Here is a 917-nt window from a genome sequence, read left to right as displayed (position 1 = left end):
CCAACGCCATACGCATGTTCTGTCTTACGTGAGCAAACATGTTTGCTCCTTTCATGAACCTCGTGTTCGCGTCACCGGCCGTGGGCCGCAATCAGATCCACGTCCTATGCCGCGCGTTTTTCTCAGCACATCGTGTCAGGGTACATAGTCCAGCGTCGCCTTTGGTGCAGGCAGGGCTCAGCGTCTCTGCAACTGCTGCCGTCAGTTGTAGTGGGGCGCGCTAGGCAGTTTGAACTGCTCCTCAAGAGTCTTGACTCCGTTGTCGTGCATGTACGTGGAAAGATCCACTCCCACGTACCTCACGTGCCATGGCTCATAGATGTACCCCGTGACGCTCGTCTTGCCTGCGGGATACCGGATCACGAAGCCATACTTGTGGCCGTTCTGCGCAACCCACTTTCCCACTGTCGTGTCCCCAAAACACTTGCTGATGCGGCAACCGCCACCGTCCGACAGGTCCGCAGTCCACCCGGTCTGATGCTCCGAGTAGGACGGACGGGCGCTGAACGTCTCCGCTCTCGCAACTCCGTAGTTGGCCGCGTAGGAGTTAAACAGGCTCTTCTGAGTGGCGTAGGACCGGTACGACGACGCCACGGAGAAGTACAGGCCCTGCGCGGACGCTGCCTTGTACATCGAGGCAAGCGCGGTGGCCGCCTCGCGCCTCATGCGCTGATTTGACCCGCCAGGTACAGGCGATACAGCCACCAGGTCCGATGGTGCGTACGTAGCGGGGTTGAGCGGCCGAGTCTTATTGACTACAACAAGAACGGAGGTTGGGTCACCGAGAAGCTTGCTCACGTTCCGTGAAGGGTCCCACCCCTCAGGAGCGATGTATTTTGGCGGCGAGTACGAGGCCCGGCCGTACCCGCGGAACAGGAACGCTGACGTCGCGGCGCGGGACGCGCCCTCGTACGGCC

1 protein-coding gene is annotated in these 917 nt (G+C 60.7%); it reads right to left on the bottom strand.

Annotation, left to right across the window (positions count from 1 at the left end):
• Positions 1 to 201: 201 nt before the first annotated feature.
• On the bottom strand, positions 202 to 917 hold a 716-nt coding region (locus tag AOP77_RS12555; RefSeq protein ID WP_152649881.1), incomplete at its 5' end, for a M15 family metallopeptidase.

Source organism: Demequina oxidasica (genome assembly GCF_000975115.1).
Taxonomy (GTDB): Bacteria; Actinomycetota; Actinomycetes; order Actinomycetales; family Demequinaceae; genus Demequina; species Demequina oxidasica.
This window is presented reverse-complemented; position numbering and strand designations above follow the sequence as displayed.